The sequence below is a fragment of the Nostoc sp. 'Peltigera membranacea cyanobiont' 213 genome (assembly GCF_002245975.1).
Classification (GTDB): domain Bacteria; phylum Cyanobacteriota; class Cyanobacteriia; order Cyanobacteriales; family Nostocaceae; genus Nostoc.
On sequence record NZ_NOLI01000058.1, the window covers coordinates 17,355 to 37,523 of the forward strand.

Annotated in this window: 15 protein-coding genes; 2 read left to right on the forward strand and 13 right to left on the reverse strand. The window is 42.3% G+C overall.

The annotated features are described in order from the left end of the window. Positions 1 to 418 precede the first annotated feature (418 nt). A complete protein-coding gene (mobF, locus tag CDG77_RS17280; protein WP_094330577.1) occupies positions 419 to 6,268 on the forward strand; it encodes a MobF family relaxase in 5,850 nt (1,949 codons plus the stop codon). Here the strand turns inward: mobF and CDG77_RS37655 are convergent. Then, positions 6,265 to 6,747, reverse strand: a complete 483-nt coding sequence (locus tag CDG77_RS37655; protein ID WP_223269843.1) for a restriction endonuclease — start codon at positions 6,745 to 6,747, stop codon at positions 6,265 to 6,267. The genes mobF and CDG77_RS37655 overlap by 4 nt on opposite strands. Positions 6,748 to 6,943: 196 nt before the next feature. Here CDG77_RS37655 and CDG77_RS37660 point away from each other — a divergent pair, with 196 nt between their 5' ends. Next, on the forward strand, positions 6,944 to 7,189 hold the full coding sequence (locus CDG77_RS37660) for a hypothetical protein (protein ID WP_223269844.1): 246 nt from the start codon (positions 6,944 to 6,946) through the stop codon (positions 7,187 to 7,189). On the opposite strand, the gene CDG77_RS17290 is transcribed toward CDG77_RS37660, so the two are convergent. Genes CDG77_RS17290 through CDG77_RS17345 form a run of 12 tightly spaced genes read right to left on the reverse strand, consistent with a single transcriptional unit; the run spans position 7,153 to position 20,169 of the window. Then, a complete protein-coding gene (locus tag CDG77_RS17290) occupies positions 7,153 to 8,400 on the reverse strand; it encodes a hypothetical protein (RefSeq protein WP_094330579.1) in 1,248 nt (415 codons plus the stop codon). The genes CDG77_RS37660 and CDG77_RS17290 overlap by 37 nt on opposite strands. Then, on the reverse strand, positions 8,393 to 8,809 hold the full coding sequence (locus tag CDG77_RS17295; protein ID WP_094330580.1) for a hypothetical protein: 417 nt from the start codon (positions 8,807 to 8,809) through the stop codon (positions 8,393 to 8,395). The genes CDG77_RS17290 and CDG77_RS17295 overlap by 8 nt, the downstream gene beginning before the upstream one ends. A gap of 51 nt (positions 8,810 to 8,860) precedes the next feature. Then, the gene (locus CDG77_RS17300; RefSeq protein WP_094330581.1) at positions 8,861 to 10,630 is read right to left on the reverse strand and encodes a type IV secretory system conjugative DNA transfer family protein; all 1,770 of its coding nucleotides are present in this window, start codon (positions 10,628 to 10,630) and stop codon (positions 8,861 to 8,863) included. After that, positions 10,627 to 11,826: a hypothetical protein gene (locus CDG77_RS17305; RefSeq protein ID WP_094330582.1), complete on the reverse strand. Its 1,200-nt coding sequence runs from the start codon at positions 11,824 to 11,826 to the stop codon at positions 10,627 to 10,629. Before CDG77_RS17305 ends, CDG77_RS17300 begins: the two co-directional genes overlap by 4 nt. Then, positions 11,823 to 12,650: a hypothetical protein gene (locus CDG77_RS17310; protein ID WP_094330583.1), complete on the reverse strand. Its 828-nt coding sequence runs from the start codon at positions 12,648 to 12,650 to the stop codon at positions 11,823 to 11,825. Before CDG77_RS17310 ends, CDG77_RS17305 begins: the two co-directional genes overlap by 4 nt. Positions 12,651 to 12,661: 11 nt before the next feature. Further along, positions 12,662 to 14,122 (reverse strand): hypothetical protein, encoded by a 1,461-nt coding sequence (locus CDG77_RS17315; protein WP_094330584.1) that lies wholly within the window; start codon positions 14,120 to 14,122, stop codon positions 12,662 to 12,664. After that, positions 14,119 to 14,838: a hypothetical protein gene (locus CDG77_RS17320; protein ID WP_094330585.1), complete on the reverse strand. Its 720-nt coding sequence runs from the start codon at positions 14,836 to 14,838 to the stop codon at positions 14,119 to 14,121. The genes CDG77_RS17315 and CDG77_RS17320 overlap by 4 nt, the downstream gene beginning before the upstream one ends. Further along, positions 14,835 to 15,893 carry a hypothetical protein gene (locus tag CDG77_RS17325; RefSeq protein WP_094330586.1) on the reverse strand — a complete coding sequence of 353 codons (1,059 nt, stop codon included), beginning with the start codon at positions 15,891 to 15,893 and terminating at the stop codon, positions 14,835 to 14,837. Before CDG77_RS17325 ends, CDG77_RS17320 begins: the two co-directional genes overlap by 4 nt. After that, positions 15,893 to 16,585, reverse strand: coding sequence for a hypothetical protein (locus CDG77_RS17330; protein WP_094330587.1), 693 nt, complete (start codon positions 16,583 to 16,585; stop codon positions 15,893 to 15,895). The genes CDG77_RS17325 and CDG77_RS17330 overlap by 1 nt, the downstream gene beginning before the upstream one ends. Next, the gene (locus CDG77_RS17335; protein ID WP_094330588.1) at positions 16,563 to 17,105 is read right to left on the reverse strand and encodes a hypothetical protein; all 543 of its coding nucleotides are present in this window, start codon (positions 17,103 to 17,105) and stop codon (positions 16,563 to 16,565) included. The genes CDG77_RS17330 and CDG77_RS17335 overlap by 23 nt, the downstream gene beginning before the upstream one ends. Beyond that, positions 17,102 to 19,837, reverse strand: coding sequence for an AAA family ATPase (locus CDG77_RS17340; protein WP_094330589.1), 2,736 nt, complete (start codon positions 19,835 to 19,837; stop codon positions 17,102 to 17,104). Before CDG77_RS17340 ends, CDG77_RS17335 begins: the two co-directional genes overlap by 4 nt. After that, positions 19,831 to 20,169 (reverse strand): hypothetical protein, encoded by a 339-nt coding sequence (locus tag CDG77_RS17345; RefSeq protein ID WP_094330590.1) that lies wholly within the window; start codon positions 20,167 to 20,169, stop codon positions 19,831 to 19,833. Before CDG77_RS17345 ends, CDG77_RS17340 begins: the two co-directional genes overlap by 7 nt.

Genomic DNA, 20,169 nt, shown 5'->3' on the forward strand with positions numbered 1-20,169 from the left:
TTCCTAAGACTTCCCAAGACTTCCTAGCACTTCCTGATACTTCCCAATTTTCTCAAGGATTCTCCCAATTATCTAGTAATTAGCTTCAAGAACCACAAGCCATGCAATCCATCTTTTTCTGACGCACAGTACGCCATATTTGGCGGAAAGAATGCTCGATTTTTTGCTATATTAAATGACAGGAGAGTTGGGGAAATAAAATTTTGTTTTGGTCAAAGTCTCACGAAAAAATTTTCATTCGTCATCAAGCACTACGAAGTTTGATGACGGGGATTGATTTTGACTTCAATACTTATTGCAAGGGTGATTATCTTGCAATAAGAGAAAATAATCAGAATTTCTTGACGAGAGTAGGCCGCACTAACAGATGGAATAGAACAAGGATTAACTTTTGTAAACCCCATAACAGAGGTGAGCCATGCTAACAGCGGCTAACGTCTCAAGTGAGATGGCGGTGAACTACTTCATCAAGAATTACTATCACCAAGGAAAGTCGCTTTGGAATGGTCAAGGTGCTAAAAAGTTGGGGTTGTCAGGGGCAGTCGATGACGAAGACGCTTTTAAAAATATCATTGAGGGGCAAAAGCCTGATGGTCGTGAGGTATTGAATGCCAGAGTAGTCAAAGAAAAGGGGAAAGGAGAACGCAGAGCCGCATTAGACTGTACATTTTCTGCGCCCAAAAGTGTGAGCTTGATGGCATTGGTGGGTGGGGATACACGGTTAATCGATGCCCATCATCAGGCGCTAAAAGAAACCTTGGAGCTAATAGAGCAGCGTTATGCCTATACCAGAGTGACAGATAATAGCGGCAGACATAGAGTTAAAACTGGTAACTTGGTCGTCGCGCAGTTCGATCACATCGAAAGTCGGGATTTAGACCCACATCTGCACACCCATTGTTTGCTGATGAACATGACCCAAACTCCAGATGGTAGGTGGTTAAGTTTGGGTAATAACGAGATATTCGCCAATAAGAAATTCTTGGGGATGGCATACCAAAGCTCTCTGGCGCGTGAGGTGCAGAAGCTTGGCTACGAGATAGAGCTTCGTTTACATGGGCAGTTTGATATAAAAGGCTTTAAATTCGAGGATTTAGAGGCATTTTCTAAGCGGCGACAGCAAATCATCGCCTCATCTGGTGCTAATTCGACTTGGGCCGAACGTGAAAAAATTTGGGATGATACCCGCCAGCGCAAGCAGAAACTACCAGAATCAGAATTAGTTGCATTGTGGAAAGAAGAAGCTGCGGCGTTAGGTATCACGTTTGTCAAGCCAGGAGAACCAAGAAAAGAACAGGCTCCTCTTGTGGTTGAGCAAAAAAGTCTGATTGATGCGTTAGATGATGCGATCGCACATTGCAGTGAGAGAAATGTCGCCTTTAAACAAGAGGATTTAGAAAAATTCATCCTAGAATCACGTTTAGCTACGGATGTAACAGCGATTGCACCCCTGATTAGAGAACATCAGGAGTTAATCGCTTTGCCAGGGTTGACTCACCAATTTACGACGATGACAGCAGTGCGGCGGGAATTGGCGACGATTGACTTGATGCAGCAGGGTCAATGTAAATTTTGCTCCATTTCTGACTCGGAAGTAGTCGAAAACCACTTAGAGAATACCTTACTAAATAGCGGACAGCGCCAAGCAGTAGAATTGGCTGCAACAACATCTGACCAGTTCATTGCATGGCAGGGGGTAGCTGGTGCTGGGAAGACTTTTGCCCTCAAGGAATTAAAAGCGATCGCTTTTTCTGCCGGATATATTATCAAAGGCTTCGCCCCCAGTTCCTCTGCTGCTAAGGTTTTGAGCGAAGAGTTAAAAATTCAGTCTGAGACTGTTGCTCGATTACTGGTTTCGGAACCACCACCACAGATTGAACCAAATCAAATCTGGATTGTGGACGAAGCGGGTTTACTCAGTGCTAAGGATGCCCATGCACTCCTACAAAGAGCAACCTTACTTAAAGCTAGGGTGATTTTAGTCGGTGACACTCGGCAGTTGTCAGCAGTATCAGCAGGTAATCCCTTCAAATCCTTGCAGCAAGCAGGAATTAAAACCGCACACCTCAATGAATCGTTGCGCCAAAAAGACCCTCAACTAAAATTAGCAGTAGATTTAATTGCTGATGGCAGGATTGAAGCTGGTTTTGCACGACTAGAAGCCAACGGCTCCATACTTCAAGTAGAGAGTGAATCCAAAATAGAGCAGATCGCCAATGATTATATAGTAGGGACACCAGAGCAGCGACTCAAAACTCTTGTGTTAGCTGGAACAAATACAGAAAGACTTGCCCTTACCCAAGCGATTCGCTCGAAGCTCTTGGGTGAAGGAACTTTGGGAGAAACTGCAACCATCACCCAATTGCAAACCAAAAATCTGACAAAAGTACAGATGCGGTTTGCCCATAACTTTGAAATTGGTGATGTGATCATGCCCACACGGGATTACAAACGCCGGGGGCTTTCTAAAGGCAAATTATATGAAGTGGTAGGTCGAACTACTGACAAGTTGACACTAAGAAGTGATGATGGACAGCATTTAGAAGTAGATACAGCATTTGACAAGGCAGTTTACCAGAGGCACCAGATTGAAATTGCTGTGGGCGATCGCTTGCAATGGAAGAAAAACGATCGGCAATTGGGACGACGTAACGGACAGGAGTTTACTGTAACAGGGATTGACCTGAACATAGTCCAGATTAAATATGCTGATGAGCGTACTGAATCCATTAGTTTGGCACAGGCGCAAAACTTAGACTATGCCCTTGTGAGTACAACATATAGTAGTCAGGGGAAAACTGCGGATCGGGTGTTAATTTCGGCAGATTTCACTATTGGACAGGAAAGTTTTTATGTTGCTGCCAGCCGTGCAAGGCATGAATTAAAGATTTACACCGAAGATCCAACGCGATTGGTAGAGTTGGCGCAACAGTCCAAAGCCAAAGAGAATGCTTTGGAATTGCTACGAAAACAGGTTCATAATTCAACTCTTCGCCAGCGCCAACTTTCGCCTCAGCTTGCAATAACTATAAATATCAGTGATGAGCTAGTAGCACCTGTACTGAAGTCTGACCCAGTACTGAAAACTCCTAAATCAGGAGAAGAGCCAGAAACAAAGCCAATTTGTCAAAAAGAAATGACGACAGAAATACCTGTAGTCAAGCTAAAAGAGATAGAGTTACCACCAACCGTTACAAAACCTCATATCGACAAGCCAGTACTGAAATCTGCTGTCCCCACAGAAGCGTTTTGGACACCACATAAAAGTAAAGATATTCCCAATTTTATTGAACCAAAGCACTGGCAAGAGTTTGAATCAAGTGCCATTCATCCTGATATTACGGCAAAAAACTTTGAAAGCCTTCAGTTCAACTATGCAGGTGGTGAGCATGAGGCTTGGGAAAGGCTGATGATCAGTGAAAAACTTAATCGTACAAATACCGGGAGGTTAACGGAGGGATTAATCAGAGCATATTCTCATCTTGATGCTGGTGGATGGTGGTGTGATGCTGGAGTTGATGCGCGAACATTTGCTGACTTAAAGCCAGGTGAGAAACCGCCGATTAAACGATGGGGATGCTACAAGCCAAATCAACCAAGACCCAAAAAAGATGAGAATAATCAAATAATTGAAGGGAAATTCATTAAATATGAGCATCCCCCAAAAGTTGAATTAAGTATATTCTTGCTAGATGTTCCCGACGATATTGCCGAACGCATTTACTCCAAACACAAGGTGAACCCCAGTGATAGCGATCGCCAGTCAGGATTTTGGTACTGTGTCTGGAAACATAATATCCCCTGTGCGATCGCAGAAGGAGCTAAAAAAGCAGCCAGCCTGTTGAGTCAGGGTCATGCTGCCATTGGGCTACCTGGGATTTCGGCGGGATACCGAACTCCCAAAGATGAGTTTGGTAAGAAAATTGGCAAGTCTTACCTGCATGAGGAGCTAGCGGTTTTCGCCACACCTTCTCGAGAAATCAAATTCTGCTTTGACTATGAAACCAAGCCCGAAACAAAACTCCATATCGAACGAGATATTTCCGTAACTGGAAGATTGTTACAAGAAGCTGGAGCAAGAGTAAAAGTCATCAACTTGCCAGGCCCAGACAAAGGTGTTGATGATTTCATCGCCGCAAATGGGCCACAAGCTTACGAGAAATTGAGTCATCTTGCTCCAACCTTTCGGGACTGGCAACAGCAGAATCAGCATTCAAAGACTGCGGCTTTTCCACCTTTGCGTAAGCCGATACCAGAACAACGTTCTATACAACTTGAGGGAACAGGCAACAGGGAACGGGCAACAGGGAATGACAAATTGGATCTCTTACCAACACACAGGGAAGAGGAAATAGAAAAAACTGTTGCCTGTTCCCCATTGCCTGTTCCCTATCTTTTACAAAATAAACCACAGGTACAAACCCATGACTTTAACCAACGACAACAACCTAACTCAGATACAGTTCCTAACCGAGAAGATAGAGCAATTGAACAAGAATTTCGAGCAGTTACAAACCAACAGCCAGCAATTGACCCAGAAAATCGAGTTCTTAGAAACGAGCCAAGCCGAGAACCTAATCGAAATGAGCGCGAATCAGTCGAACTTCTTGCAGCAATTAACCGAGATGCTGAACTCGAAAAAGTCTTCGAGCATGGAGACGATATTGCAGGAATTAACCAAAGCTCTACAGATGATGGGCTTCGAGGTCAACGAACAGAGAAACTCTCAAGACAAGTTAACGGACAAAATTCAACAATTTTTAATAGAGAAGCAAGTTATGTCCATTCTTCACAACCAGCCACCAGACAACTCTTAAATACAATCTCCGATTATGTTGAGCAATCAGCTATTGAGTCTGCTTTAACCCAAACAGTATTAGGGCTAACAGAACAACTTTCTCAATCTCATCAACAACTTGTCATTGCTAAAAGTACATTCAATGAGTTTGAAACAGCATTGACGGCTGAGTTGCAATCTTATGCAGAAAATAAAGCTATTCTGTCAATCTATGATTATGTTGAGCAATCAGCTATCGAGTCTGCTTTAACCCAAGCAGTATTAGGATTGACAGAACAACTTTCTCAATCTCATCAACAACTTGTTGCTGCTAAAAGTACATTCAATGAGTTTGAAACAGCATTGACGGCTGAGTTGCAATCCCATGCAGAAAAGAGAGCTATTTTGTCAATTTTTGATTATATTGAGCAATCAAGTATTGAATCTACTTTAGCCCAAACAGTATTAGGATTAACAGAGCAACTTTCTCGATCTCATCAGCAGTTAGTTGAATATCAAACTGCATTTAATGACTTTGAGGAAGTATTGACAGCTGAGTTGCAATCCCATGCAGAAAAGAGGGCTATTTTATCAATCTCTGATTATATTGAGCAATCAGCTATCGAGTCTGCTTTAAACCAATCAGTATTAGGATTGACAGAGCAACTTTCTCAATCTCATCAACAACTTCTTGCATCTAAGACTACATTCAATGACTTTGAAACAGCCTTGACTCAAGAGTTAAAACCTCATGCAGAAAAAGGAGCTATTTTATCAATCTCTGATTATGTTGAGCAATCAGCTATCGAGTCTGCTTTAAACCAAGCAGTATTAGGGTTAACAAAACAACTTTCTCAATCTCATCAACAACTTGTTGCATCTAAGACTACATTCAATGACTTTGAAACAGCCTTGACTCAAGAGTTAAAATCTCATGCAGAAAAAGGAGCTATTTTATCAATCTCTGATTATGTTGAGCAATCAGCTATCGAGTCTGCTTTAAACCAAGCAGTATTAGGGTTAACAAAACAACTTTCTCAATCTCATCAACAACTTGTTACTGCTAAAAGTACATTCAATGACTTTGAAACAGCATTGACAACTGAGTTGCAATCTCATGTAGAGAAGAGAGCTATTTTATCCACCTCTAACTCTGTTGAGCAATCAGCTACTGAGTCAACCTTAGCTAAAACATTACTAGCAGAATTAAAGTTGCATCTCAAACAGATGATTCAGGGTTTAGATATTGAAAGATTGGCAGAAGTAGTTATGGAAGTAGGAAAATATGTCAAAGGTGAAAAGGTAACAGGAGCAAAGGTCAGCGAGTTATTTACGAGTGTTACAACTGATGCAAAAGTGTTGACTTTTGAGGAGAAAATGAACATCGTTAGGCAACTGATTAGAGATGACAAACCATCGATTATGAAAAGATTGGGAATCAACTCGCCATCGCCAGATGAAAACGAGGAGCATCTACGGTTCCGGCGCTAACTGTTCACTGACTTAACTGGTATTGTTATCCCTATTATCTTCAACTGCTTACCTAAAACAAAATTTACTAGTTTATGACCGCTCACTAAGATTATTTTGTCGGAGCGACGAATCAACTCTTTTGATAACCGTCTAGTTATGCCACTATGCACGAAGAATCCACCACTAGCTCTTTCACTTTCAATACAGGACAGGAAATCTTTGATGTGTTCTGGGCTAATGTAATCAGCGTAACGCTTAACCTGGATTACATAAAGCTTTCCCAAAATCAACACTCGACCATCTATCCCCCCGTCACCAGTGTACCGAAAGTTACATTGAATTTGCCAGCCCTGTTTTTTGCAGCAAGTGAGTACCAATTCCTCAAAAACGTAGGGTGATATCCTACCCAGTGTGGCGATTACTACTGGCAATTTGGCTAATTGAGTTATGCTACGAAGCTCAAGTAATACTTGACTAGCGTACTCAATATTATTCAAGTGTTTCTTAAGATTTTTAGGTAATCTAACCCTTGGTGTTCGCGCTGGGCTTGGTAGTAATTGCTTCAAAAAATTTTTAGCTAAGAAAGCCTTTTGCGTTGCTACTGAGCTTTGTCGTACAGGCTTCTTAAAATTTTTAGCGAAGAGAGTCTTCTGCGTTCGTGCTGGGCTTTGTCGTACAAAATTTTGAGGTGAAATGTCAGACGATTTTGTACTCTTGGGTGGTAATGGCGATTGCTTAAAACCTTGCCAGCGATACTTTGACTTTGGCGTTGAAGGTGGAAATAATACAAACAACCAAGCTAGAAAAATTATTCCACCCAGTGGAAACAACAAGCAAACAATTAGTATTAGTATCATTTTTACGCTACCCCTACCTCAAGAGTGTCAAGAGCCACCACTGCTTTATCTGTGCATACCTCTAGATTGTGATTCTTGTTGAGAATTCTGCTGAATTTGATGATGCATATCAACAACAGATTGAACCTTACCAAGAGCCTGTAACTGTTGGTGACTAACGTTAGGTGATAAAACTCCGTCAGTGAGAACAGCATCGCCATTTTTGGCACGAACGATTACATTATCACCAAGGCGTTCAAAATCAAAATTTGTACTTTTAAAACTCTTAGAACCATCAGGGTTATCTTTGCCCAAGATGTTCAGCAGGGCTTTAACACTCTGTTCAATTGCTTGACCTTTAGCATCATCAACAGCAGCCCGTAGTTCAGTTCGAGTATTGTCAATGGCCGACTTCACACCCTTAATACTTTGATCAACAGTGTTTTTAACACCATCTACTTGTGTACGTAACTCTTGAGTTAAGTTACCAACTTGTTGATTGAGTTCATTTCTTACACTGTCAGTCTGATATTTAACTTCATCCTTGAAGCTAGTAATTTGTTCATTAATTTGAGATTTGAGTAAAGCAATTTCGTTTCTGAGCTTGGTAACTTCAGGTGTTAGCGCATCTTTAACCCGCTCAAAAATATTTTTAACAGTTTGTTTTACCTGGTTCTCAACCGTCCCCACCCAATTTTGAAGAACCGTATTTTGAACTTGTGGTAAAGAACGTTCATTTACTTGGGACAATGCTTTCTGCGTATTCTCAATCAACTGCTGTTGTTTCTCCAAAGATTTACCCATTTCGGTAACTTGGTCAATTAACTTTGACAGCGATTCTGGCGTTTGTTGCGTCTCTTTGATACTGTCAACAAGCTTTTGCTGTACTTGAAGTTTACTTTGTAAAACTTTCACTTGTTTTTGCAAAGCTTCTATACTGTAGATTCGCTCATTACTTACAACTTTATTTGGCTGGGATGGGGGAGCTAAACCTAATAAATCATTGGTTATCCGTCCTTTTTGAACGCGAAAAACTTCCGATTTACCAATCTTTATCGAGATAGTACCTTGAGAATTTTTGGGATCAGTTATCGCTTTGTTAATATTCTCTAGTTGTTCGGAAGTCAATAAATTTTTAGATGGTGATTGTCCGACAAGTCCTTTATAGACCTGCTTACCACCAGCATAAATACTTATATCATTGCTAGTCGGTATTTCTTTTGATTTTGCTTTTTGCTGAATATTTTTAAGTAGCGCTTCTAGAATATCCAAGTAGTCACGTTTAATTTCTTTGGCATCTCCATCATCAATCATGATTTGATTCCTTTAGTAAAACTTGAATTAACTCCGAAGGATTGACAGTTACTTTGGGGAGAATTATTCCGCCCAAATGATTGATTATTACCCTTCCTTCAATTTCGATATAAGCAAACTTGCCGTCAATAATTACTTGGACAGTTGAGGTATTAATTTCTGGATTAGCAGGTGTATAGTCAGTGAGAACCCCGTCTAAAATACACAAGCTAGCCTTTTCACCAGCATCGCTATAAATTTCAACATATTGAGGAACATAATTAATCCCAAAAGGCTCATCGTCCCAAGCATCGACAACATTTACAATCTCACATGGATATTTATCTGCTAAAGCTGCTATCTGAGGTGGAAGTTTTGCAATTTCTCGTCTGTCATAATCATTAAGTGAGTAAAATTCACGTGACGACATGGTATTTATCCTAAATATTTGTGATGACTATTAAGGGCAGGAAATTTCACTTTAAATCAGACTTGCATAAGATGATAACTGCTCTTGGTTTTCTATTAAAGGTAACAATTTTATCGCGGAGGCTCGACGAATTCTCATTTCTTCATCTGCTGGAGGTTTCAAAATAGACTTCATGGCTAATGACTTTTGAAACTCATACCAAGCTTTCACACTGTCAGCTTCAGATTGGATTTCATACTGAGGAATCTTAATTGATTGCAAGATTGGCAAACTTATCTGTCCACGAGAACGAAACCCTGGACTAATAATTACAGCTTTTCCTGATGGCAATGTATTAAATTGGTTAATGTCAAATAACTTGCGAGTACTGTTTTGGTCAGAGTTGGAAATGCTTGCACCCCCTTTGCCTCCTGATGAGCGAGAACGTTGCTTGTATTTAATTTCCTCTTCACCTAAAAAGTTACTAAAACGTTCGGCGGCGACATCATCTTGAGGGTTAAAGAATGCTTTGGTAGCACAACCACCAAAAATTGCATTAGTTGTGTTTTCTCCATAAGCTTCAATCAGCATTGAGAGATTTTGTAACCCTAATATTGAAATTAGCCCATCTTCCCGATTCTGATTCAGCCAATCAACCAGTGCTGGTAAATAAAGAGTAGGTAATTCGTCAATCCCTAATACCAAAGGACAAGTACGTTTGTTAGCTACATTCCGACTCACTAATAGATGCAGAATCGAGACTAGCAAGGGTGCAATTACATCACGCTTCTCTTTGTTCATCCCGAAAATCACCATCTGCCGCCCCTTCAAATCCAAAGGAATGTTAGTCTGACCACAGAAGGCAGCCAAGGCCGAGGGAACCATGAATCGGCTGAACAATCCACTAGCTGTACCGACAATACTAGCGGCTGTTTCTGGGGAACCGGCGACAGAGACAAACTGTGCAAAAGCCTCTCTGACCATGAAGTTTAGTTCGGCGGCTTGCTCAATGCGCTTAACTAACTTTGGCAATCCTAGTATCGCTTGGCACATCATAATATCTGGATACTCTGTTCCTTTCGCTAGCATAAAGACGGCTTGCACCAGCTGATCCCCAGCATTGGTGAAAAAGCTGTTACCAGAGTCTTTATTACCGAGTTGAAAGTTTCGATTTAGCGTGATTGCTAACTGCCGCGCCATTTCGGAGTCTTCGTTGCTGTTAAGAAAATCTATCGGGTTAGCGATCGCTGACTCTGCCGCGCCTGGGGCTAGAATAGTAACTTGATAGCCACGCTTTGCGGCATAACCCGCAAGTATGGGGGCTTGCCCTTTGGCATCGGCCGTTGCTGATTCTTGCTGTGCGTACTTAAAATCGTACAATACCAGTGGGAACCCCTGATCGATGGCAGATCGAATTAGCGGGTTAATTATTGAGAATGATTTTCCACTCCCCGGCCCACCACAGACTAAAATACCTCGTTGCGCTTCTGGGAAGTAAAGGGTTGCTGAATCTTCAGGGATGCAAGTTCTACGGACACCATCAATAACCTCGCTCGCTGTATTCTTGGGAGTGCCAACATATAAAGATACGCGGTTATGCTTTCGCTTCTGAATTTGCTTACACGCCAATTTACGAGCTGCCGTTTTCTCTACCGCACCGCCCCACCGTGCGGTCGCTAACTTGGTTTTACCTCCCTTACTATCGATAATTTTGGCTAATATGATTACAACGACACAAGCTATTACTCCTAACCCGGCGGGGGAAAACAGCGCTGATTCAAGACCTGGGGGAATAAGGGGAATGAATTGATTTGGATTGACTGATGAAGTAGGTTCGGTCATTGTCCAGTGCCCACGATAACCAAATCATTCTCGCTCACGGGCAACCAGGGCACGGGCCCAATAAAGTAAGGGGTGCAAGTTTTCTGCTGAAATGGCGGACTAGCACAGATTCTAAAGAACAAGCCAAAGTCTGCGGTTCCTTTGGCTTCATTAACTCCAGTTAGCGCCACCTTGAACCCACTGCCATACACTAGCCGCCCCGTGGGTTCCTTCCCCCCGTTGATGGCTGCCAGGATTCCGTAGCCACCTTTTACTTGCTGTGAGGAACCGGATACCCAGCGTTTACCATACAAGCCGCCTTGACTGCCAGAGAAATCCCCCATTTCGAGATACGAGCATTCAGTGCCAACAGGACAAGCGGTAGGGACTGTCTTGTCCCCCCTGACGACGCTTCCAGAGATAAAGTAGTCATTTCCAGCCTTGGCATCACCTCTTTCAGAAGTTCCAAGTACAACCGACGCAATGCCCACAACACCAAGTCCAGAGTTTATCGGATTGGGCATTTGATCAAAGGCTACTTGGTTTAATCCCGGCACTTGGTTGATATAACTTTGTTGCCAAGATTGAAAGGATTTTAAAGGTGTATCTTGGAGTCCCGGTATAGAATTCAAAGAATATTTGCTCAGGTCTATTTCACCTAATTTGAGATTAGCAGCTTGGGGATTATAGGCTACAATCTCAGAAATTGTCCCACTAGTAGCAACTCCAGATTTACTAAATAATTCTTCAAGGGGTGGAACTTGATTAACGGAGAGATTACCTAATTCTGGAATAGCTTTAACTAAAGATTTAGGAGTTTGCCATTGCATTAATCCAAAATCTTTTAGCGTCTGTTTTGATGATTGAGGCGCAATTGTACTTATGGAATTTAGACTAAAACTGGATAGAGAGAAGGCATCATCTACATCCCCTAGCATCACAATAGAGTCCACCTTTTGTCCTGCCGACCATTCACGGGAAGGGTCGTAACCAAAGGTTGAGATTAAGTCTTGAGGAATCTTTAAATTTCCTGGCTGTTGAACGGCTGGCAAAGTATCCCAGGTAATTTTTGACCAATCAGGAGTTTGGGCTGAATATTTCCCCTGAGAATGAGTAATCGTTGGTGTTTGTGCAACTGAAGCGGAGGGTAGAGTTAGGGAAGTGCTGGCGAAGCCCATCGAAGATACAGCAGTCAGTAGAAAGAGTTTAAATTTCATTTGTTACCCCACTGAATTAACTGATAAAAAACTTTTGCGTCAATGCCAGAGCGTGAGATAGCCTCATCTCTAGTCTTGCCACGCCGTAACAATTTAATTGCATCTTGTACCTTGTTCCAGGTGGTAGAACCGGGTTTAACTTCATTTTTCCGCCCAGCCTCGGCTAGCCCAAAAGCAAGGGCATTCGCATCATTCCTTTGAATTGCCCCGTTTAGCGTAGTCCCAGGATTGGGGCGTAAAACGGCAACAGACTGAGGCTTTTGGACTGTTATTGTTTGTGGTGGTAACGAGGGCTGCTTGTCCATTGGCGGGACTGATTGTGGTTTCTGAACGGTTAGGGGAATTGGCATTCGCATTCGGGGTATCGGTGTAGGTTTCATGGAGTCTGACTTAATCATCAAACTTGTGTAAGCAGGATTACCGCTAGCGGGAACTATCTTAAATTGATATTGTTTTTCATTGGTAAGGATTGTAATTTGAGTACTCCCATTACTACTTGAAGTGACCGGAAACTCGATTGGATTAATCTGCCGAAGAAAGATGACATTTGCTTTCCCTCCTGTGCATTCTGACTTACCTTCTTGCTTTGGACATAAAGACCCGTTTGAAGTAAAAGCGAAGCGACTGGGGTCTCCTATCCAAACTTGCTTGATAGTTTCCCCAGTGGGAGTCAAGTTAATAGTTAATCCGTAGCCTTTCCACACCATTAATTCGATCGCATCAGAATCGGCATCTCTTGCGTAAATAGTTCTGGTTGGTATTGCCGACACACTTGAGGCTGTAGATATTAAGATGGTTGTAATAATAGCGAGTTTATGAAACATTCTTGTTGTGACTAGAGCGAGATTGTTTGATTAACGAATATTTTCACTGGCTTACCAACGTCGATCACAAATACTTCATCTCTGCCGCTCAACTGTTGAGAACGAGCGACATTTGAACTTTTGATATTGTCAAGAATGCTATTGAATGCCCCCTCTCCAAAAGCAGCAGGTAAATCTTTTTGATCGTTGGTAGTTGAGCTAGTTGAGAAGCCATTAGAGTTCGTACTAACTTGAGTCCGTGGGTTATTCTGTACTTGGGCAGCCTTCGCAACTCCAGCGACAACAGCAGAGATAAAATTATTCCCCAGGTTGCTCCCTTTACGAGAATTAGCTCTGAGGAAATTGCCATCTTTCGCCATAACCAAAACAGCATTGGGTGGTAGCGGTTTTTCTTGCATATTGACCAATGCTGAAACGCCGCGCAACTTAGCAAGACCCGAGCCATTCGACTCTGCTAATTGAACAACCAGATAAGAACCAACGGGGAGTACTTCACTACCATCCGAAGCCTTCAAAGCTTTTGATATTTTCACTAGATAATTCTGCCCCCCGGAGTCACCCACTCCCCAAGCTATTGGAGTTTCTAGTCTGCCCTCTGCGGTGCTGCCAACGAGGACACTATGAGCATTGTAATTATTATCTGGAGTAATCTGAGAAACTTGCATAGCTCCTCCCGTGCCTCCTTCAATTCCCCTAGTCTTGGTAGGTTTCTCGCTTTCTGTCTGATCGGAGGAGCTACTGAAGCTACCAGCATTTGCAGCGATAAGCCATTGCTGAGTGGGGTCTAACTTTGGCTTTAGTGCTTGTGCTTGGGAAATAGTTGGAGAGGATTGTTGACTCCTGGGGGTAATTCTTGGTTGAGACTGAAGCTCCCGACTAATTTGTCGGGGTTGTGGCTGTTCTCGCCTAGATTGTTGGTAGCTTCTGGGTGAAGGAGGCTGTCTGACAACTGGGTAAGTCTGCCGAACCTGCCGCACTGGTTGCATTGGAGCAGCTACAGGTGCAATTGCCGCAGGGCTTGAGGTTGGCGTTGGGCTAACTTTTTGATCGCGAATTTGCTTTAACTCGTAATTTTGGCTAGTCAGAGCCAGCGCTGTCTTATCCTTGCCCGTCTCGTTCTCCGGCTCTACCGAGGTCGTTTGCACTTCTTTTTTGGTGGTTTGTACATTGCCGCTAGAAAACTTCAGCACATTTAAGGAATTACCTAGCAATGCCCCGATGATTGTCACAAAGAGAAGGCAAATTAGGGCAATAACGCCTCCTTTTAAAAGGGGAGATTGTGAGACTGTTCTAGTCGTCACAATTTCTTCAGGCGCGGGGTTCTCTTCAGGTTGAATTGATTCATTTATTTGAGAAGATTTAGCACCGTTCATTGCAGCAAAATCTTGCTCGTTGTCGTTGTCTTTATCTTTTATCTCTGCTTTCTTCTCAGTAGTTGCTGACGGTAAGGGTTCCTGCGAAGTCTGGATCATAAACTTAAGTCTTGGATTTTGTAAATTTCTAGCCCAGCTTTTCGTACACGAGAGGCAGTCTCTTGAACGTCAGAAGAAAATCTTGGTACAACAGCCGTATCAATTGCCCTAACAAAGATTGTTTTATTAAAAGAAATTGGCTTACCTACTAAATTACTTCCCTGAAAAACGATAATCTGAGCGACCATATCCACTCTCCAGTCACCTTCTTTAATCCGTGTCGGTTGACTTAGTAAGCTGACTTTTAAAATTGATTGGGTAGTCCCATTAAAAACATCGGGGGGTGTCAGGTTGCCTATTTCCTCAAGGAACGGTGCGCGAAAATCTTCCGATAAAGCAAAACCAGAAGCCCAAGTGCTAGTCGTAATCTTGGCTTTTGATGTCGCTACCCCGACATCTAACTTTAATTGTTTAGTGGGGTCTGGGTTGTAATCATCAGTTGGCTTGGGTAGGGCATTCCAACTCAAAAGACCTGTCATTGTTTTACCGACAAAATGGGTAATAGCTTGCGGGGAACGATCGCTGCTACTGATAGGCAAAACTCTAATAGATTCGCCGTCCGATAATTCTACTAGGGTGGAAGCTTTAGTTTTAGATATTGTCCCAATTCGGGCAAAATTCACAACTTCTATTAATAGCAAAAGTGTTAATAAAACAGCATTGACTATTAAGAAAATTGGGGTAAAGTTTAACTCTTTTCTCTCTAATAATTTCATCTTCTTAAACCCACAGAGAATTTCACCCCACTGGTAAACGCTGAGAATACAGTCATCCCGCCCCCCGTGCCAATGGCTACCGCGAGTAATGGCGAGAAAATGGCTTGTAGTAGTTGCAGTAATAAAGGATTACTCGAAGGTTTAGAAACAATTGCGCTGGCAATAATTCCGACTGTTATCGAGTACGAAATGAGAACCAATGTTAGTCCTAGCCAGCCGGACAACCAAGCATAGATAGGCTTGCTTTGAAAAGGTAGCAAAGATAGAACTAGGAAGACGGGGGCGACGAATGCAATCATTAAGAATGACAGTTGAACGATATATTGAAAAGCGGCTGATAGACCACTGAGGATTACGTAAACAAAGCCTTGAACTGCGCTATTGATTAGTTCACCGCTAAGGTCTAACGGGTTCCAGCTTCCTCCTCCAAAACCTGCGCCAGTCTTTTCTCTAGCTTGCTGTGCAGATTTTCTGGTATCCTCTACAGCCTTATTGAGGCAAAGTTGTTTTTCGCTAAACTCTTGACCCTCTTTCTTCTCCTGACTAACTTTTTCACAATTAGCTAAAGCTATCTGTGCGGCTAAAATAAAGCTTTGGTCAGCGTTGACATTTCGGATAGCATCTCTCAAATTCACGCCATTTCTAGTAATATTTAGAATGTTTCTATTTAGTCCAGTGGATACATTTTTCAGCGCGATTGTCGTATTGGCGAGAAGGAACCCGTTGTTACTTAGCATGACAATTACTAGCAAAGGTAAAACCATCTCAGAGACAAAATCAAACCCAAAACCTTCTTCTGCATATTTCCGATACCACCCAAAGGAAGCAAAACCAATCATAACCACAGCAGCAAGAGTAGAAACAGCAACAACAGCCGTATAAATTGGGTTTGTTCCTGATGCCAGTTCAGCCCAATCATTCTCAAAGGATTTATAGATTAGGTCTGCACCATTAACCGCCCCTTCAACTATCTCCCCGGCGTTTGTAGTCCCTGTATTTTCCCCCGCTTGCTGTCCCGTAGTTTGAGCAAATAGGATAGTTAATAATGCCAGCATTATTGATTTTTCCAGAATGAATCGTTAGCGGCGGCAGATTGGATGATTTGACGGGTAGCAGCGTTAGATTCCTGATCCTTCGCCGCCGCTTGCTCATCCATGCGACTAGAAATGTCAGCAAGATTAATATTGGTAACTGCCAAAGAACGGGATTGTTTTTGTGCCTCTGAGTGAATTGATTTGGCAATTACAGCACTTTGTAAGTTTTGAGTCGCCATCTTTTTGAGAATGTCTTGGGTGATGACATCATCTTGAGCGGCATTAGCATTTTCGCTTGATTGGGAGGTAGCATCATTAGTGGTTTCTGCCTCCTGTGATTGGACTTTTTGTCCTTCAGCACCAAGAACTGATTGAGACTGTCCGCGTGTATATTGTTGGTTCCAATCCTTGATGGCATTATCAGCTTGAATGCGTGGATCTAGTATTAGTAAATCCCCTTCTTGTTTTTCTATGACTTTCTCAATGTTCTTACCAGCTTTTAGAGGATCGGGAATACCTAAATCTCCAACACTAGACTCAATCGCCTGATTTAATTCTGCTGACAACTTGCCCAAACTTTTAGAAAACTCTTTCTGGTAATTACTAATGTAAGCCTGTAAACTACTGTAAATTTGTTGAAATTGAGTCAGAAAAGATTGGTTTTGATTTGTTTGGGCGTTAGCTGGGAGACTAGAAAAGGATATCAAAACCACTGTGCTTGAGATTACGATCAATCGTTTGGGATCTTTCATACAAATTATCCATGTCTACTACAAAAGGTTTTTTGGTACAGTAGGATTCGACAGTCGCTTGTTTTTTTGATTTATCGAAGGACACGACTGAAACCATTAATGTTTTTGGCAATGTTTCCTTATTTAACAAGCTCGTAAAAAAGGGGTCGTCAAAGGGCTTTGCATTAGGCGGAAGGGTGGAAGACTGCGATCTCAAAATCATCACGTAATCTCCAGGATCAGCCGATTCCGAATTAATCCCAGGTTGTTCTAACCCCGGAAGGATCTTATTTTGATACTTCACTGCTTTTAAACTAGGACTGAATCTAACGGCATCTTCACCCAATTCTATGTACACCCCGCAGTCATTCTTTGCGTTTCTCATACGTTTTTCATATTGAGCTTGATTGTATTGCCAAACCTGAAAGCTGACTATTGACGCAACACCCGTGAGGATTGCCAGTAATAACTTATTTTGAATGGCTAATGATAGTACCTTCATAACGGTTTTCCCTGTTTGATGCAGTCAACATAATACTTAGAAAATTCTGCCACCCAGGTGAACTTGTTGCTGTGAATTTTCTTGAATTTATCTCGCGTGGCTTGTTCTTCTCTGCTATTGGCAACCAATGCCAACAGTGGATACGAGGGATAATAGCGGCAGCGCACATACTTGTTGTTGTAGTCGAGCAACCACAACGTATATAGCTGCTGAATATTAGGGACAAAGCTTTCGTTTTTATCGATAATTTCTCTAGGGATGCCCAGCAACTCAGAGAAACTATTAGCCGCGCCTGGGACAATACGCCCAATCAACCGCAATGGCATATTTTGTAATATTTGTTCTCCCGCCTCCGATTTAGCAATAGAAATCACATCCTGCGCCGCCAGAAACACCCGACAGCCTTGTTTTCGAGCCGTAGCGCATTTCCGACCCGCAAGCCGTGACAATGCGGAAAATCCCAGCAATACGCTAGCCTCATCCATAAAAAATACGCTGTTGGGCGAGGAGAGGGATTGACGGGACGCGGCGATATATGCACTCATCCCGAACACTTCTGCATCCTTTCCTGATTGCAGATTAGTCAAGGCAAAGGTAATTAACTGGCTATCGGCTTGGAAGGTTGAAGGCTTACAGATAGCGCTACCAATACTACTTGCTTGCCAATACTGTAATCGCAAGCGAATATAATTTAACGCTTTTTCTACGTTGTCATCCTGATAGCCTAACGAAATCCACTCAGGAGAAAAGAATTTCTCCATATCTACCAATGTCGGTGTATTCGCCCACTCTGGGGTGTTTATCCCGGCTTTTTGCGCTAATTCAAATCGCTCTTGGATTTCGGAATCTTCGTAAAAGGCTTTTGTACCTAGAGGTATAACAGATTCAATAGTTTGGGCTAGCAAACCATCAAATTTTTGTGTGCCTAAAACTAATTGAAGAACGATTAAATTAATATCATTTCTGTGGGCTTTTGTCCTTTCCTCCCACTGCGACTCAGGAATTTTTGATAGGTCTAGCGGCTGCACAAGGTTGTTTGATTCCTTTGAGATATCAAAATAAAACCCATTAAAGTAAGGCGTGAAGTCTCCAAAGGTTCCTGAACCATCATCATTTGGCAAGTCAATCATTAATACTGACATTCCCAACGCCAAGCATTGATAAATAATCGAGGCAATTATTACCGATTTCCCACTCCCGGTAGTCCCAATTACCATCATATTTTTCGGCTTTGATAGGTCAATATGAACGGATGATTGCCCCTCATCAGCTACTAATTCAAAGCCTTGTTTGTCACCGTTAGCTGTCTGGACTACTGGAGTTAAACCAATCACTTCACTAGCAAAGAAAGTAGCTCGCCGGTTGAAAGGAAATGTTAACTGGGGTCTTTGTCTCAACAGCAAACTGTCGAGCCAGATTGACCATGTATACTGCATTTCTCTAATCAACTCCGCAGGTTGATTGATATAGCCGGAAATTAACCGACAAGTGTCATCAATTTCTTCTGGAGAGTTGCGATAAACGAGAACAGTAACCGCTACATTTTCCGGGATATCTCCTGTATAAAGTTGTTTCTGAGCATCGACTGACCGCTCAGTCTTAATTTGCGCTCCTACGTCAATAGTCTTTTTCCTAGCACTAACTTCGGCATTTATTGACCTCCTTGTAATCAATTGTTGGGTTAGCCTAATCATTTTTTGATCGGCTGGACTAATCTCTGTAATTATCTCGACATCGTAAATCGCTTCGCGTGAGAATACGTCCCATAAAAAGCGGACTTGCTGATGGGTTGAGGCAAATATCTCTGGTTTCTGGGCAAGTGTCATCACGCCGATATATTTCTTTTTGTCAGTACTCTGATGGGGCAAGCATACCCAGCGTCTATCAGCGTGAGGGATGCCATTATTCAGAAGGACGGATGTCGCATGTAAGTGATCGTTGTACTGCGAAGATTTGGGTGTGGCTTCATTAATCTCCTCCCATAATTCTCCGGTATCATAAACCAAGGCATGAGGAACTTTTGTCGGATTTGCACCCATTCGAGAAACTAAATCGCCCCACAACTGACCAACTGATTTTGGTGTGGGAAATAACCCCATCTCAGATAGGATTTGTTGATGGCGCAAAGAAACAATTATTGCTTTTTCAAGAACTTGAATTAAGTTTTTTGTTGATAGTTCTGTTGCTCCTGTTGGTGTAAATTTCCTCTGTAAAAAGTTAGCAAGTTTCACGATCGCTCTATCTACTGCGTCCCCTCCTTCATTCCCCCCAGGATGGACAGTAAAAGTAGTGTAAATACTCAGCTTGATATCCTTGCGTTGATGGTTGCGAGTCAGTTCTTGCATCCGCGCAACTTGCCCCCAGTCAAGAAATTCTATCTCTTGAGATACTGGGTTATCTAGTCTCTGACGGTAGCTTTCAATTACTTGGTCTTCATCACAAAACGAAGACCATCTAAACGTAAATTTTTCACCAGCCGAAAACTCTTTACAGCCTGTCTCAAAAGCCTTGGCGTGAGCCTCTAGTCTTTCAGATGAATTAAATAGTGGGTGAAAGCCTGTGCAATTATATCCGAATACTAATTGAATGGTATTGTTAGTGTCGCTTACTTGTTTTTTGCTCAACAAGTAAGCTCCTATTTGATAGTTCCCCTTTTTTAATTTTACTAAAGTGGCTAGGTCTAGAAAATCTTCAAAGGGGACGATTTTGTGATTTCGTGAGGTTTTTACCATAGCTTTGTCAGTTTCTTTTTACCTGCCTTTTTTTTATTTTGAGGCGAAGAATATCGGACATAACCGCGAGTAAAAGTCGGGACGCTGGGAAAGACTTTTGACCAGAACAAGTAAGGTCGTTTGCCCGATAAAACTATCACCGTGGCACTCAACCAAACGCCTGCCAGCATTCCCCAAACTATTCCCGCCCCAAACATAATCGCTATAACGAAGCCCACGCCAAACATAAATAAGGCTACTGCAAACTGAAATCCCGTGAAAATGCCTATTGTTGCATTCTGCCCAAGTGACTGATTGACCCGTTTGATGGGGGATTTATTAAACTCGCTCAT